Origin of the sequence: Apibacter sp. B3546 (assembly GCF_009827885.1) — a bacterium.
Taxonomy (GTDB): Bacteria; Bacteroidota; Bacteroidia; order Flavobacteriales; family Weeksellaceae; genus Apibacter.
On the sequence record NZ_WINW01000032.1, the window covers coordinates 16,545 to 31,959 of the forward strand.

Sequence of the window (15,415 nt, forward strand, 5' to 3'; positions counted from 1 at the left end):
ATTAAATGATAAGAAATAAACTTAAATTAGGAATTTTTGGATTTGGATGTGTGGGAACTGGATTGTATAAAGTGTTAGAAGAAGCCGAAAGTGTAGATGCAAATATTAAAAAAATATGTATCAAACATCCCGATAAACCGAGATCAATCGATAAAAAGTATTTTACTACCGATAAATACGAGTTATTATCGGACCCTGAAATTGAAGTTATTGTTGAATTAATTGATGATGCTGATGCTGCTTTTGAAATTGTTTCAGAGGCCATGAAAAACGGAAAAGCTGTAGTTTCGGCAAATAAAAAGATGATTGCTGAACATTTACCTGAACTTCTAAAGTTGGAAAAAGAATACCAAGTTCCCCTACTCTATGAAGCCTCTGTTTGCGCAAGTATTCCCATCATCAGAAATTTAGAAGAATATTATGACAATGATTTGTTAACATCGGTTTCGGGAATTTTTAATGGTTCTACCAATTTCATTTTAACCAAAATGATCCATGAAAAACTTTCTTATCCTGTGGTTTTAAAAGAAGCTCAAGACAAAGGATTCGCAGAATCAGATCCTACCTTAGATGTGGAAGGAATTGATCCTAAATATAAATTGTGTATTATTCTTTTTCATGCTTTTGGACTTATTACAAAACCGGAATCTATATTTAATTTCGGAATATCAAGAATTAGTGATTTCGACTTGGAATTTGCTCGTCAAAGAAATTTAACAATCAAGTTAATAGCAAGATGCAATAAAAATAATAATGAAATTACGGGTTTTTGTGCTCCTACTTTTATAGAAAAAGAAAATACGTTAGCTCATGTAAATTATGAATACAATGGAGTGGTTTTAGAAAGTGCTTTTTCAGAAAAGCAACTGATGATCGGTAAAGGTGCGGGAGATAAACCCACCGGATCTGCCGTGCTTTCTGATATTTCAGCTTTAACGTATGATTACAGATATGAAAACAAGAAATATATTCATCTAAATAAACAATTACAATTAGTCGATACTAAAATTTATAAGGTTTATGTGAGATATCACGATCAATTTTCCGGTTTTGATGATTTTGAATCCATCGAAGAGCAATACAGCAGCCATTCAGGTAATTATTTTATAGGTTTTATCTGTTTACATAAATTAGCGCATTCTACATGGATTAAAGATCCGAATATAAATGTTATTTTTTTCAGCTGATTGGGTTGATAAGTATGTAAGCTCAACTATTTAGCAATGATTGCCCAATGCTCTGTCATATAATTTTTTATATATAGGAATTATCTTAGAATTATCAAAAAGTAACGCTTGATCTTTCGCTTGTTTTTTGAAAAGTGAAAGCATTTTTTCATCTTTCAGCAGCCTAATGGCATTCTTTGCCATGGAAGGAACGTCACCAACAGGTGACACAAATCCTGAAAAACCGTCTTTATTAACTTCCGTAATTCCCCCGGCATTACTTGAAATAACAGGTATGCCACAGGCCATTGCTTCTAAGGCTGCCAATCCGAAACTTTCTTGTTCAGAAGGTAATAAAAATAGATCTGCAATGCTTAAAATTGAAGATACATCTACCATTTTTCCCAACGTTTTTATTTTATCCTCCAAATGATACACTTTAGTTAAATGCTCAATAGTTTCAGTCTCCGGTCCTTCTCCAACAATCAAAAGTTTCGATTTAACTTCTTTTTGTACCAGATTGAAAATCGACATTACATCATCAATGCGTTTAATTTTTCTCAAGTTAGATACATGGATAAGTAATTTTTCATCTTCAGCAGCAAAATTCTTTCGGATACACGGGCTTGACATTTTAACAGAATTATCAATAAAATTCGGAATTACTTCAATGTCTTTTTTAATAGTAAATGCCTCAAAAGTATCTTGTTTTAAACTTTGGGAAACAGAGGTTATATAATCGGATTTATTGATCGAAAATTCGACACCGGATTTATAAATGGGATGACTTCCTACCAAAGTAATATCTGTACCGTGTAAGGTAGTGATTACCGGTAAGTCAACACCCTTCTCTTTTAAAATTTGCTTGGCAAAATAGGCTGCATAGGCATGAGGTATTGCATAATGTACATGCAGCAAATCTAATCCGTAAGTTTCTGCAACATTTACAATGATTGTAGACAATGCTAAGGAAAAGGGTTGATATTCAAATAAAGGATATTGTTTAACGCAAACTTGATGAAAATATACATTAGGCAAAGTGACATCCAGCTTTGCCGGAATGCTATAGCTTATAAAATGAGCTTCATTACCTAATGCAGCCATCTCCATTCCTAATTGAGTGGCAACTATCCCGCTCCCACCGAACGTAGGATAACAAACAATTCCAATTTTCATCTTATTGCAAAAAATTTAAAAGATCATAATAGTTTTCAGAATTTATGCCATGACCTTCATTGTATTCATGATATTCATAATCTAAATCTAATTCTTCACATATTGATTTGAATTGACGAGACCATTGAATGGGAATAATAGGATCTTCTTTTCCATGTGAAAAGAAAAATTCCAATTGTGAAAAATCATCCCCCATGTTTACGTCTTTCAATAATTCCGGATCCGGATATCCACTTAAACAGGCTATTTTTTTAAACCTTTTAGAATGGTGTAATGCTAATGAAAAAGAAAGGATAGCTCCTTGACTAAAACCTAACAAGGTTATGGAATTAGTATCAAAAGGATATTTAGTTTGGATTTGATCCAAAAATTTCATAATAATTTTTTGCGATTCAATGGCCTGGTCGGAATTAATCATTTTGGCTCCTGAAGTAAAATCTAAATCGTACCAGGCATATCCCCCCATGCTAATTTCTCGTATGGCTCGTAAACTAATCACGTAGGCATCATCGGGTAATTCTTCTGCAAAACTGAACAAATCTTGCTCATTACTTCCATACCCATGCAGTAAAAGTATTAATGAAGGCGTCTCGGTAGCTGACTTAGGTTCTCTTAATAAATAATGGACCATATTTAGAAATTTAGTAAAACAAAGATACTCTTTTTTGTATAATACATTTTAGAGGATCAAGCGATCTAACGTTATCTATACGTTTCTTATGAAATTTATGCTTCTTGGTGAGTATCTTGAAAATGATTTTTTAGATCAATTGTTAATTAGAAAATTAGAGTAGATGATATTTTTTTAAATTATTAAAACATAATGCTTTTTAGTAAAATAGATACGGTTTAAAATTATTAATAGTAATCAATCGATTTTTATTCAATCACTCTATTTTCTAACATGGGAACAAATTGATAATCTCCAAACTCCATAGTCTCAAATGTATTTTCATCTAATTTTAGAACTGTATACATTTTTTGCTCTTTTTCTCCTATAGGAATAACCATGACCCCCCCAACTGCTAATTGCTCCAATAACTTTTTAGGCATGGTAGGAACCCCCGCTGTCACTATAATTTTATCAAAAGGAGCAAAAGAAGGAAGACCTAAATATCCATCTCCAAAAATTTGATGTTTAGGAGTGAAATTAATTTTTTTAAGTATTCTTTTGGAAAATTCAAATAATTCTTTTTGTCTTTCAATGGTAAAGACTTGTGCTCCTAAAGCTACTAAAACAGAAGTTTGATATCCGGAACCTGTTCCGATTTCTAAAACTTTTTCTCCTTTCTGAACGTGTAATAATTGAGTTTGAAAAGCTACTGTAAATGGATGGGAAATCGTTTGATTGGATAATATTGGAAAAGCTCGGTCTTCATAAGCCAGATCTTCAAATATTGAATCTATAAAAAGATGACGAGGAATTTTATTTAGGGCATTTAATACAATTTCATCATTTATTCCTTTTTGCTTAAGTAAATTAATTAGTTTATTTCTCTTTCCTTTATGTTTTAATGTATCCTGTTTCATTGTCCTGCAAGTTATTTAAAATATCAATGAGAAACAATATTTACCGGGACGCATAAAGGCGAAAATTAAGCGATAAAAAATATTTTTTACATAAAATTATTATAAGTTAAAAAGTTCCTTATTTTTATCTTATTTGTATTTTTTTTGAATTTTTTATTTTTTAAATCTTTTGGGAAGGATAAAAGTTAAATTAAGTAAAACAATAGCGATAAGGATAAGTACAATGCCCACCCATTGCAGGGAAGTTACTTTTTCGCTAAGCACAAATTTCGCCATCATAACAGAAACCGGAAGTTCCAAGGAAGCAATTATACTTCCTATTCCAATTCCAACCACCGGCATACCTTTGGTAAATAAAAATGGAGGAAGAATAGTACCGAAAACAGCTAATATAATACCCCATTTATAGAATATTGAAAAATGGAAGGGTTCAGTTATCAGCGCATGAGCCCAAATTAATGAAACCATAAGGGTGGCTCCCACTAACAGATAAACAGACCGCAAAGTAGAGGGCATAGATAAGGCTACTTTATTGGATGTAAACATTGAAAAAGTATAGGATAGTGCTGCTAAAATTCCAAAAATTACACCTGTTGCATTCAAATGAACGTGAGATTCATTGATAAGATTGGTTGCTAATAAAGTACCCAAAAGAATGGTTATAATGGCTACAATTTCAACAAGTGTAGGTTTCTTACGATTTACAATAAAATCCACTAATGCACCCATCCATACCGCTTGCATAAGTAAAACTATGCATATGGATACAGGGATTCCGTAATGAACGGCTAAGTAATAAAAGGTGCTGGTAAGACCAAAGGATGTTCCACACAAAACTAAATATACTTTGTCTTTTAAAGTGTATTTTTTTTCTTGACTTACCTGTTTATTTTTACTAAAACCATGAAGTATGATAAGACCTAGCAATCCGAGGACCGCTTGAGAAAAGGTAACCTCCGCTGTAGTATAACCGTCGTTATAAGACAGACGAACAAAAGTTGCCAATACTCCATAAGAAGCTGCTGCAAACGCCACAAAAAATAGCGATTTTAAGTAGTTCACGTTCATTTATTTGTATTTATATAATTTTAAGCAGGTTCAAAGTTAAAAACTTAAATTCAGATACTTGACGAAAAATTCATTCAATTGTTGATTTTTTTTAAATTTAGATTAAACAATTATCAATTAGAAAGATAAAATTTTAAATAAATAATCATATGAATCAGTGGATTATGAGCGTATTATTTTTTGCATTTATAAATAAAAAGCACTACATTTGCAAACTTAAAAATTAAAAGAGCATAAATGCCAACTATTCAACAATTAGTAAGAAAAGGAAGAGCCACACTTACCAAGAAGAGTAAATCGGCTGCTTTAGATTCTTGTCCACAAAGACGTGGAGTATGTACTCGTGTATATACCACTACACCAAAGAAACCGAATTCAGCACTTAGAAAAGTAGCCAGAGTTCGTTTAACTAATGGTAAAGAGGTCAATGCGTACATCCCGGGAGAAGGACATAATCTGCAAGAGCACTCGATAGTATTGGTGAGAGGCGGAAGGGTAAAAGATTTACCTGGTGTTCGTTATCACATTGTCAGAGGTGCTTTAGACACAGCCGGCGTTCAAGGACGTTTACAAAGAAGAAGTAAATACGGAGCTAAACGACCTAAAGAGAAAAAATAAGTAATAACGAAATTATTCAGGTAAAATGAGAAAAACGAAAGCAAAAAAACGTCCGCTTTTACCGGATCCTAAGTTTAACGATCAGTTAGTAACTCGTTTCGTTAATAACTTAATGAAAGACGGTAAAAAAAGCATAGCTTTTAAAATTTTTTACGATGCGTTGGAAATCGTAGAAACTAAAAAAGAAAATCAGGAAAAAACATCTCTGGAAATTTGGAAAGATGCTTTAGAAAACGTAATGCCTCACGTTGAAGTACGCAGCAGAAGAGTTGGGGGAGCTAACTTCCAGATTCCAATGCCTATTCGTCCGGATAGAAAAATTTCTATGGCGATGAAATGGTTAATAAAATATTCAAGAGATAGAAATGAAAAGTCCATGTCTCAAAAGTTAGCTGCTGAAATTATTGCCGCTGCTAAAGAGGAAGGTGCTGCAGTTAAAAAGAAAACCGATACGCATCGTATGGCTGAAGCTAATAAAGCATTCTCACATTTCAAATTCTAAAGAAAATATGTCTAGAGATTTAAAATATACACGTAATATAGGTATTGCTGCTCACATTGATGCAGGAAAGACAACTACAACGGAAAGAATTTTATTTTATACCGGAGTAAACCATAAAATCGGAGAAGTTCATGACGGAGCTTCAACGATGGACTGGATGGTTCAAGAAGCTGAAAGAGGGATCACAATTACTTCTGCAGCTACTACATGTAATTGGAATTTCCCATTAACTGATGACGGTAAAAAACTACCGGATACACAGTCTTACCACTTTAATATTATCGACACTCCGGGACACGTTGACTTTACTGTTGAGGTGAACCGTTCATTAAGGGTATTAGACGGATTAGTTTTCTTATTTAGTGCGGTTGACGGTGTTGAGCCTCAATCTGAAACTAACTGGAGACTTGCGGATAATTACAAAGTTCCTAGAATGGGATTTGTAAACAAAATGGACAGACAAGGTTCTGACTTCCTTAATGTATGTCGTCAAGTTAAAGAAATGTTAGGATCTAATGCGGTTCCTATCGTATTACCTATCGGATCTGAAGAAGATTTCAAAGGGGTAGTTGACTTAGTTAAAAACCGTGCTATTGTATGGCATAATGATAACTTTGGTTCTACTTTTGATATTGTAGATATCCCTGAAGATATGAAAGAGGAGGTAATGGAATATCGCCAAAACCTTATCGAAGCAGTTGCTGAATATGATGAAACTTTAATGGAAAAATTCTTTGAAGATCCGGATTCTATTTCGGAAGAAGAAATTCATGAAGCGCTTCGTAAAGCAACTATAGATATCAGCATTATACCTATGGTTTGCGGATCATCTTTCAAAAATAAAGGGGTTCAGTTTATGTTAGATGCTGTTTGCCGTTATCTTCCTTCTCCACTGGACAAAGAAGCTATTGAAGGTACAGATCCTAAAACTGATGAACCGATCGCAAGAAAACCGGATGCAAAAGAACCGTTTGCAGCTTTAGCGTTTAAAATTGCTACCGATCCTTATGTTGGTCGTTTGGCTTTCTTTAGAGCTTATTCCGGTCATTTAGATGCCGGATCTTATGTATTAAACACTCGATCCGGTGATAAAGAAAGAATTTCCAGAATCTATCAAATGCATGCCAATAAACAAAATCCTATCGAATATATCGAAGCCGGAGATATTGGTGCAGCAGTTGGATTTAAAGATATTAAAACAGGAGATACACTTTGTGATGAAAAATCTCCGATTATTTTGGAAAGCATGGTATTCCCTGATCCGGTTATCGGTATCGCTGTAGAACCTAAAACTAAAGCGGATGTTGATAAATTGGGTATGGCTTTATCAAAATTAGCGGAAGAAGATCCAACTTTCCAAGTAAAAACAGATGAAGCTTCAGGACAAACTGTAATTTCAGGAATGGGTGAGCTTCACCTTGACATCATTGTAGACCGTTTAAGAAGAGAATTTAAAGTTGAAGTAAACCAAGGACAACCTCAGGTTGAGTATAAAGAAGCTTTAATGGGATCTGCTGATCACAGAGAAGTTTACAAAAAACAAACCGGTGGTCGTGGTAAATTTGCTGATATTGTATTCCAAATCGGACCTGCTGATGAAGGAAAAACCGGATTAGAATTCGTAAACGAAATCAAAGGTGGTAACATTCCTAGAGAATTTATCCCATCTGTTGAAAAAGGTTTCAAAGAAGCTATGAAAAATGGTCCTTTAGCAGGATATGAGATTGACGGTATGAAGATCACATTGAAAGACGGATCTTACCATGCGGTTGACTCTGACCAGTTATCTTTCGAATTGGCAGCTAAACTTGGATTCAAAGAAGCAGCTAAAAAAGCAAAACCGGTTATTATGGAACCTATTATGAAATTGGAAGTTTTAACTCCGGAAGAATATATGGGGGACATTGTAGGAGACTTAAACCGTCGTAGAGCAACAGTAAGCGGAATGGATGACAGAAATAATGCCAAAGTTATTAAAGCATTTGTTCCATTATCTGAAATGTTCGGATACGTAACTTCCTTAAGAACTTTATCTTCAGGACGTGCTACTTCAACTATGGAATTTGACCACTATGAAGCAGCTCCTCAGAATATAGCTGATGAAGTAATTGCTAAAGCTAAGGGTACAAACGTTTAATTTTTAAAACAATGAGTCAAAAAATAAGAATAAAACTTAAATCTTACGATTATAATTTAGTTGATAAATCAGCTGAAAAAATCGTAAAAACCGTGAAAGCAACCGGTGCTGTAGTTAATGGTCCTATTCCATTACCTACTCATAAGAGAATTTTTACCGTATTGCGTTCTCCACACGTTAACAAAAAATCTCGTGAACAATTCCAATTAAACTCTCATAAAAGATTAATGGATATCTACAGTTCTTCTTCTAAAACTGTTGATGCATTAATGAAATTAGAGCTTCCTAGCGGTGTTGAAGTAGAGATTAAAGTATAAGTTTTTAAACGAAACTTTAGATATAAAAAACCTTCTGAATTATAAATTCAGAAGGTTTTTTTCTTTTATATAGTATAACAAAAACGCACATTACCACTTAAATTTAATATTTATTTATACAGTATTCGGAATATATTTTAAGTATTTACTTTATTATTATATAAATTTTGGCACGAAATTAGTGTTTAATAAAAGCATAAATAAATCTATTATGAAAAATAATTTGGCTTATTTTTTTAAAAGTATATTGTTCTCAACTGAAAAAAGTAGTATTAGTCATTCTAACTTATTGCCAATTGTAACTTTCAGCACATTTATAATTCCATTTTCAATAGTAAAATTAACTAGCTTAGTATATCTATCTAACTTTCTAAGATATTTTTTAAAAGAATTCGGATTTATATTTTTTAGAAATCCAAATATATATTTTTCAAGATCACAATCAGTAATCTACTGCGATTGTTGCTATAAAAATTAATTAAAATATTATTGAATATTTTGAATGGTTTAGAATTTTAATTATGAATGAATTATAAGATAAAAAAGAATAGAATTAGAAAATTTAAAGACTAATTATAAGTATATGTATAAATTCACCAATTAAATTTGTAAACTCATTTAATTTAAATTCAATAACATGTTAAATTCTATTTAGTGATGCAGGCTTTTTAAGCCTGCTTATTTTATATTTTTATTTTTATATTCTTCAAATTTTAAATATAATTTTTCTTCTTTAACTCGAGGCATTCTTCGATGAGGCTCTGTCACATCCGTTGGTAAGGAAATAAAATCTTTAATGGTATCGACCTTTTCAATAGAATCAACCAAAAGTTGCATTTCTAAATTCCAAAGTTTAAAGCATAGGGTATGAAACGTATCTTCTAAAGCTATATCTAATTTTTCTTGTATAATTAAAAGACCAGCGTCTGCCTCTTTGTCTACAAAATGAACTGTTACTCCAATGGGTAAATTTTCATATACTGCCCATTTCAAAGCATCTAAACCACGAACAAAGGGAAGATATCCCGGATGAGAATTTATAATTTTATGGTTGGAAACTAATTGTTCGGGCAATAAACCCGCTCCCGCTATTAAGATAGAATGATAGGAATTTTCTGTAAAACAGTTATCCAACTCTCCTATTTCTTTTTTTATATAGGTATAGTCTAAATTTTTAGTTAATTGATCATTTTCCAGGGTAAGAAGTAATTCGGTGGGACGATGTGTAATAAGTGCTTGTATAGGCTTTCTGGGAACAAATGGTATTGCATATACATCAACTTTATGATATCCTTTCCCTTTTAATCGCAACAATACTTCTTGTATTTTCCTTGTGGGATGGTCATAACAAATAACAGCTATTTTTTTATTCATAATAAATATTTTAAAAATTAACTAGTTCAAGTGAGATTTACTAAAGTGTGTTATTTTAAAGCATTATATAAATAATAATATAATGAACGGGAAAAGGACGTTCTATTGTTTAAAACTTTAAAAATAACACTTAAATTTAAAATTAATATTTGGTTGAATCTTGTAAAAAATCTATGACCACATATTCAGAATTGGTTCCTATTCTGAACCTTCCACCCCAAATTCCGATTCCTGAACTTACATAGATATGAGTATTTCCTTTTTTTAAATAACCGTGAGATTTTTCGAATATGGATTTAGTAATTAAAGAAATCGGCCAAACTTGTCCTTGATGGGTATGTCCTGAAAATTGTACGTCTATTTGATTAAGCTCGGATTCTTCCAGATGATAGGGCTGATGATCTAAAACGATTATAGGTTTAGAGGAATCAATATCTTTAATTAATTCATTAAGAGGCTTTCTAAAGCTATTGGTACGATCATCTCTTCCCACAATATAAAAACTATTTTCAATTAAAATTGAAGAGTCTCTAAGTAAATGAATATCGGCATTTTTAATAAAATCTATACTTTCAGTAATTCCACTTATATATTCATGATTTCCTAAACAACTGTAAATACCTAAACGGGATTTTATTTTTTTTAAATGCTTTTCCAATAAAAAATGCTGTAAAGGCTTAACATTAATGTCAATGATATCTCCTACTATAAGAACTAAGTCAGGTTGTTCCTTATTAATTTTATTAATCCAGCTTTTCAGTTCATTTCCCTTAATGGCATAACCCAAATGAAGGTCGCTGATCATTACAATTTTTAAAGGTTTAATTAACTTTTTATTAGTTGATAATTTTAAATAAATTCTCCTTTTATTAAAATAATTTCTATATCCATAGAAACCTATACAAACCACTAAGCATAAAATCAAGATAATACCATAATTGTTATTAAAGAAATTTTCAGGTATAAATTCACCAAACTTATTTAATAAAAGCAATCCATCATAAACAAGAAAAAGTAAAAAAGAGTATAAAAGAACAACCGGCCAACTAGTAGAAATTTTATATAAAATCGTTGCAGATGCTAAAGATAATTTTTTTGAGAAAAGTAAAAATAATATAAAAGATGAGGGAAGAAAAAATACCAGTAAGAAAAAAATGCTTTTTAGTATAATTGATTGTTCAGATAATAAGGAATATATATGATAAAAAATATAAAAGTTAGCTAAAAAGTATAAAAATATGGTAAACGAAAATAAAAAAATTTTTTTCATAGAATCTTTTTTTTCTAATTTTTATAAAGATAGCTAACTTCCATTTCAATCAAATTTAATTTTTAAGGATCAAAAATATTTTACTTTACTTAACTAAAGCAGATTAAATGATTTTTATTGATTAAAAAAATTATATAAATCAGAATAAATTAAACGGTTTGTTTAGTATATTTTATTTTAAAATTGATTTCTACTTTAATTTTTTAATCACCTGGATAATCATTATCTTAGTCAGATACCTGCTTTATTTCTTCTATAAACCTATCTGCCAATTGATCGGCTTCTTGTTGCGTAGGAGCTTCAGTATATATACGGATGATAGGTTCTGTATTTGATTTTCTTAAGTGTACCCAATTATCGGAAAAATCGATTTTCAATCCATCATAAGTTTTTATATCTTCATTTTTATATTTTTCGGTTAGTTTTTGTAAAATAACATCTGTATTAATTTCCGGACTTAAATCAATTTTTTTCTTTCCCATAAAATAGGAAGGATACGTATTTCTAAGTTGTTTTATTGTAATCTTTCTTTCAGCAAGATAGGATAGAAAAAGGGCAATTCCAACTAAAGAATCACGACCATAGTGTAATTCCGGATATATAATACCTCCATTACCTTCGCCTCCGATACGCGCGTTGATATCCTTCATCTTTGTTACTACATTAACTTCTCCAACTGCCGAAGCATGATATTCTTGATTGTATTTTTCTGAAATATCTCGTAATGCCCGTGAAGATGATAAATTAGAAACCGTAGCTGAAGGAGTTTTACTTAAAACGTAATCTGCAACAGCAACTAATGTATATTCTTCTCCAAACATGGTTCCATCTTCGCATATAAATGCTAAGCGATCTACATCCGGATCCACAACTATTCCTAAATCTGCTTGTTCTTTAGGAACTCTTTTCATTATTTCGCCTAAATTACCTTCCAACGGTTCAGGATTATGTGGAAAATGGCCGTTGGGTGTACAATACATTTCGATTACTTCAACTCCTAATTTTTCTAATAAGGGAAGAACCGATATACCTCCTGTAGAATTTACGGCATCAACCACCACTTTAAATCCTGCTTTTTTTATTAAATCAACGTTCACTAAAGGCAGTTCCAATATTTTGTTTATATGATGCTCTATTGCTTTGTCTTCTTTTAGATACGATCCTAAATAATCTACTTCAACAAAATCAAAATCTTCCGTATCAGCTATGTTTAATAATTCTTTACCTTCTTTATCGGATATAAATTCACCTTTAGCATTCAGTAGTTTTAACGCATTCCATTGTTTAGGATTATGACTTGCCGTTAAAATAATTCCTCCGTCTGCTTGTAAATATGGAACCATAATTTCCACCGTAGGAGTTGTCGAAAGTCCTAAATCAACAACATCTATTCCTACTCCCTGTAAAGTGGATGAAACTAACTCGGAGATCATTTGACCGGAAATCCGTGCATCTCTCCCAAGTACTACTTTAATTTTTTCTTTATTTAATTTTCTTTTTAACCAAGTTCCATAAGCCGAAGCAAATTTTACGGTATCAATGGGTGTAAGATTTTCTCCTATTTTACCCCCTATTGTCCCTCGAATTCCTGATATACTTTTAATTAACGGCATAGATATTTTCTTTTATTCTTATAATTATTTTGAATATTCTTCAATTTTACTTAAAATGAACTCTTTGGAAAGATTTCCTAAAAATCCTTCTTTTTTATTTCCTTTTTGTATAACTGTTACCGGTATACCCCCTTCTAGATCAGGACTAATCGTACCAATATGGTCTCTCATTTCTTTAGAGGATATATTGTATACGTTTTTCATTTTATTTTTTTGCACAAATGATTGTAATGTACTTTGGGTATCTATTTGATCGATGCTTACAAAGATAAATTTTACTTTTTCATGGGTGTATTTCTCTTGAAGAGCCACAAAATCAGGTATTTCTTTAACACAAGGAGGACACCAAGTTGCCCAGTAATTGGTAATATATATAGTATCACTTTTTGTATTTAATAAACTTTGAATTTTTGAAAAATCAGACTTGATTATTTTAGTTTCTTGATTACTTACTTCAATTTCGGAATGATCTACAGTAGTTTCATGAGTTTGTTTTGAAATCAGCTCTTTACTAGTATTTTTTTCTTTACAGGAAACTAGTAAGGCAAGGCTGAATAGTACTACATATATTTTTTTCATTTAACTATTTTATTTACAAAAGTAATCATTTAAAAGTTCAAATTTTTATTTTATAAAATCAATCATATAGTTTACGTACAAAAAAACGTATTTTTTTAAAGTGTTTTTACACGTATTGTTTATAAATTATATCACAAAATACTAATCTTTATTTTTATAAATAAAAGAGACCGTAATTGCTATTTTTTTTATATTTGATAAAATTAAATGTTTATGAAAAAAAATTTTTATGTTATAGCAATCCTTACTTGTGGATTGATTTCATGTGATAAATATTCAAGCGGTAATAAAAATATTATTCCTGCCGATATTGAACAAAATGTAAATTCACAATCTCAATCAAATGATACCCTAAAAAAATCTTCTATTGTTATTGATTCTTTAAAAAGTGAATCTACAAAAGATTCCTTAACGAAAAAAAATCTTACCCAAGATTCATTGCATCCTACGAAAACAGTTATAAAAAGTAACTAATTATTTGATTTATTAAATAATTTTTTACTAACAATTAAAACTTTTAAGATGTTATATAATAAATATATTAGTTTAATTTTATCCGTTCAACTTATTTTGTTTTCTTGCGGAGATAATAAGAGTAATAAATCTACCTCGACTTCTGAAGTAAAAAGCGTTGAAACTACAACACAACAAATTAAACCTCAAGGAAAAGAATCCGGTTTCAAAAAAGAATTAGTATGGACGGCTTATAAAACTCCCAAAAAAGTACCTGTAAGTGGTAGTTTTAAAAATATTTCTTTAATCAACACTAAAGAAGATAAACCGTTGGATGAATCATTGGAAGGAGCAAAATTTTATATTGATGGAACAACGGTTTCTACCGGTGACACTTCAAGAGATGGAAACTTAACTTTATTTTTTTTTAAAAGATTATCCTCTCCTGAAATTTATGGATCATTTGGGAAATTTGAAAACAATAAGGTGAAGATCTCCTTAACTTTAAATGGAAAAACAATAACCAAAGAATTTTCATATAAACTTGACAAAAAAATGATGATGATTCAAGGTTCAATCGACGTATTAAAAGATTTTAATTCTGAAAAAGCATATACCAGCTTGCATAGAGCTTGTTTTGATCTGCATGAAGGTAAAACTTGGACAGAAGTTGATTTAATGGTTTTTATTTCTAAATAATACTTGTTATCTACAATTAAATTTGTTTGCGACAAGTTAAACCTAAAATAGTATCAATCACAATTAAACAATACGTAATTAATTTAGATACATTAGATGATTGATTCAGTACCTATTAATCGATAAAGAATAATATTTAAAAAAAATCAGTGTTTATTTCATTTATTATTTTATTGAAATTCATAGATTTAATAGTATTAAATGAGATTAATTACTTTAAAAATCGTTATTTGTAGCAAAAAATATGAATTTTTCAATCAAAAAAGTTTGTGAAATTGAAAAATGAGTTTATCTTTGCACCACTGAAATTATTAAAAATAAGTCTTCAGAAAAGATCCGGTAGTTCAGTTGGTTAGAATACCTGCCTGTCACGCAGGTGGTCGCGGGTTCGAGTCCCGTCCGGATCGCTAAAATTTATACTTAATTTTCATATTAATTCCTATTAATCTCCTTTTTTATTTATTAGTATTTTATATATGAAGACTCTTAATATAGATCTCTAAAGATCTTATTTTGTTTAGAATTTAATTATTATAAGAGTTGTTTGCATGAATATCTACCCTATTATACTAATTACTATAGCAAAGCATTAATTCAATTTTTTTTCTTTTAACCACTTTTGTATATGATCCGCAATTTCAACATTATTAAGGTCTGACATAATAAAATGCGTATTTCCATTTATTCCAATGTCCGGCAAATGAATAACAGTGACATCTCCACCGCTTTCATTTACCAATTTCGCCCATTCTTTAGCAGAAATCAGTACTTCTCTCCAAAAATTTTGCGAATAAGCAGTAGTTTTTTCTTTGGGAATAAAATCTCCATAAATAATATGAGTATAGGCATACGGGTTAATTTCATAAATTGATTCATGGGTATACTTTCCCCCTATTTCTTTCGAAAAACTAAA

Annotated in this window: 16 protein-coding genes and 1 tRNA gene; 8 read left to right on the plus strand and 9 right to left on the minus strand. The window is 30.9% G+C overall.

What is annotated here, in order from left to right:
* Window positions 1-5: 5 nt before the first annotated feature.
* Window positions 6-1,187 carry a homoserine dehydrogenase gene (locus tag GFU93_RS05655; RefSeq protein WP_185150471.1) on the plus strand — a complete coding sequence of 394 codons (1,182 nt, stop codon included), beginning with the start codon at window positions 6-8 and terminating at the stop codon, window positions 1,185-1,187.
* Window positions 1,188-1,217: 30 nt separating this feature from the next.
* On the opposite strand, the gene bshA is transcribed toward GFU93_RS05655, so the two are convergent.
* The 4 genes from bshA to GFU93_RS05675 form a co-directional block, all read right to left on the minus strand.
* Window positions 1,218-2,342, minus strand: coding sequence for an N-acetyl-alpha-D-glucosaminyl L-malate synthase BshA (gene bshA, locus GFU93_RS05660; RefSeq protein ID WP_160567923.1), 1,125 nt, complete (start codon window positions 2,340-2,342; stop codon window positions 1,218-1,220).
* Between the two features lies 1 nt (window position 2,343).
* Window positions 2,344-2,973: an alpha/beta hydrolase gene (locus GFU93_RS05665; RefSeq protein WP_160567925.1), complete on the minus strand. Its 630-nt coding sequence runs from the start codon at window positions 2,971-2,973 to the stop codon at window positions 2,344-2,346.
* Between the two features lie 248 nt (window positions 2,974-3,221).
* Window positions 3,222-3,872 carry a protein-L-isoaspartate(D-aspartate) O-methyltransferase gene (locus GFU93_RS05670; protein ID WP_105297009.1) on the minus strand — a complete coding sequence of 217 codons (651 nt, stop codon included), beginning with the start codon at window positions 3,870-3,872 and terminating at the stop codon, window positions 3,222-3,224.
* A gap of 153 nt (window positions 3,873-4,025) precedes the next feature.
* Window positions 4,026-4,940 (minus strand): DMT family transporter, encoded by a 915-nt coding sequence (locus tag GFU93_RS05675; protein WP_160567927.1) that lies wholly within the window; start codon window positions 4,938-4,940, stop codon window positions 4,026-4,028.
* A gap of 237 nt (window positions 4,941-5,177) precedes the next feature.
* On the opposite strand from GFU93_RS05675, the gene rpsL reads away from it, so the two are divergent.
* The 4 genes from rpsL to rpsJ are packed head-to-tail and all read left to right on the plus strand — an operon-like array spanning window position 5,178 to window position 8,514.
* Window positions 5,178-5,558: a 30S ribosomal protein S12 gene (rpsL, locus tag GFU93_RS05680; RefSeq protein ID WP_055425682.1), complete on the plus strand. Its 381-nt coding sequence runs from the start codon at window positions 5,178-5,180 to the stop codon at window positions 5,556-5,558.
* 25 nt (window positions 5,559-5,583) lie between these two features.
* Entirely contained in the window at window positions 5,584-6,060 is a 477-nt protein-coding gene (gene rpsG / locus GFU93_RS05685; RefSeq protein WP_055425681.1) for a 30S ribosomal protein S7, read from the plus strand.
* Between the two features lie 7 nt (window positions 6,061-6,067).
* A complete protein-coding gene (gene fusA, locus GFU93_RS05690) occupies window positions 6,068-8,197 on the plus strand; it encodes an elongation factor G (RefSeq protein WP_105297011.1) in 2,130 nt (709 codons plus the stop codon).
* Between the two features lie 11 nt (window positions 8,198-8,208).
* Window positions 8,209-8,514: a 30S ribosomal protein S10 gene (rpsJ, locus tag GFU93_RS05695; RefSeq protein WP_055425679.1), complete on the plus strand. Its 306-nt coding sequence runs from the start codon at window positions 8,209-8,211 to the stop codon at window positions 8,512-8,514.
* A 678-nt stretch (window positions 8,515-9,192) separates the two neighbouring features.
* Here rpsJ and GFU93_RS05700 read toward each other — a convergent pair.
* The 4 genes from GFU93_RS05700 to GFU93_RS05715 form a co-directional block, all read right to left on the minus strand.
* Window positions 9,193-9,888, minus strand: a complete 696-nt coding sequence (locus tag GFU93_RS05700; protein WP_160567929.1) for a formyltransferase family protein — start codon at window positions 9,886-9,888, stop codon at window positions 9,193-9,195.
* A gap of 142 nt (window positions 9,889-10,030) precedes the next feature.
* Complete coding sequence (locus tag GFU93_RS05705; protein WP_160567931.1) at window positions 10,031-11,158, minus strand: metallophosphoesterase; 1,128 nt, start codon at window positions 11,156-11,158, stop codon at window positions 10,031-10,033.
* 227 nt (window positions 11,159-11,385) lie between these two features.
* Complete coding sequence (gene glmM, locus GFU93_RS05710) at window positions 11,386-12,771, minus strand: phosphoglucosamine mutase (protein WP_160567933.1); 1,386 nt, start codon at window positions 12,769-12,771, stop codon at window positions 11,386-11,388.
* A 24-nt stretch (window positions 12,772-12,795) separates the two neighbouring features.
* On the minus strand, window positions 12,796-13,350 hold the full coding sequence (locus GFU93_RS05715) for a TlpA disulfide reductase family protein (protein WP_160567934.1): 555 nt from the start codon (window positions 13,348-13,350) through the stop codon (window positions 12,796-12,798).
* A gap of 213 nt (window positions 13,351-13,563) precedes the next feature.
* Here GFU93_RS05715 and GFU93_RS05720 point away from each other — a divergent pair, with 213 nt between their 5' ends.
* The 3 genes from GFU93_RS05720 (at window position 13,564) to GFU93_RS05730 (ending at window position 14,909) form a co-directional block, all read left to right on the plus strand.
* Window positions 13,564-13,824, plus strand: coding sequence for a hypothetical protein (locus GFU93_RS05720; RefSeq protein ID WP_160567936.1), 261 nt, complete (start codon window positions 13,564-13,566; stop codon window positions 13,822-13,824).
* Window positions 13,825-13,872: 48 nt separating this feature from the next.
* Window positions 13,873-14,502 (plus strand): YceI family protein, encoded by a 630-nt coding sequence (locus GFU93_RS05725; RefSeq protein WP_160567938.1) that lies wholly within the window; start codon window positions 13,873-13,875, stop codon window positions 14,500-14,502.
* 333 nt (window positions 14,503-14,835) lie between these two features.
* A tRNA-Asp gene (locus tag GFU93_RS05730) sits at window positions 14,836-14,909 on the plus strand.
* Between the two features lie 182 nt (window positions 14,910-15,091).
* Here GFU93_RS05730 and GFU93_RS05735 read toward each other — a convergent pair.
* On the minus strand, window positions 15,092-15,241 hold the full coding sequence (locus GFU93_RS05735; RefSeq protein ID WP_160567940.1) for a hypothetical protein: 150 nt from the start codon (window positions 15,239-15,241) through the stop codon (window positions 15,092-15,094).
* Window positions 15,242-15,415: the final 174 nt, after the last annotated feature.